The sequence below is a fragment of the Sulfitobacter sp. HI0040 genome (assembly GCF_001634885.1).
Taxonomy (GTDB): domain Bacteria; phylum Pseudomonadota; class Alphaproteobacteria; order Rhodobacterales; family Rhodobacteraceae; genus Sulfitobacter.
Map to the genome: position 1 here is coordinate 1 of NZ_LWEX01000604.1, position 473 is coordinate 473.

Below are 473 nucleotides of genomic sequence, written 5' to 3' on the forward strand. Positions count from 1 at the left end.
GGATTTGCCGCGCTGGCTGAATTGATCGAGGCGGTCCTGGAGATCGGGAGGGGTTTGATCGGCCATGGTCAGTTGCTCACGTTGATCGCGCTTTCGTCGCGCGCGGCACAGATCGCCTCGTCGCCGATGCGCAGCGTCCAGTAGGTGTTCACCCCGAGCACTCGGACGGTATTGCCCTGTTGGGTCCAGTTCACCGTATGCTCGTGGCCCTGGTCATCGGCCTTGAAGAAGGCAGGCTGGCGGGCGTTTTCCGGGAAGACGAAATACGTATAGCGCCCGTCGTCATAGATATGGCTGGGGCGGAAATCGCCCTCGCCCGAGACGCGATATGCGTAGTTACGCGGGGCCTCGAACCCTTTGGGCTGGGTGGCGCCCACCGCGCGGCGTTCCTCGCCGGGGTAGCGGAAGCGGACCTCGAAGAACATGCCGGTGCGGCTCGGGATAGATCCTTCGCGCAGGTGAAAGGAATAGGT

Annotated in this window: 1 protein-coding gene; it reads right to left on the reverse strand. The window is 63.0% G+C overall.

Features of this window, described 5'->3' with window-relative positions; all coding sequences use genetic code 11:
* Positions 1-68: 68 nt before the first annotated feature.
* On the reverse strand, positions 69-473 hold a 405-nt coding region (locus A3728_RS21505; protein WP_150120947.1), incomplete at its 5' end, for a TrbG/VirB9 family P-type conjugative transfer protein.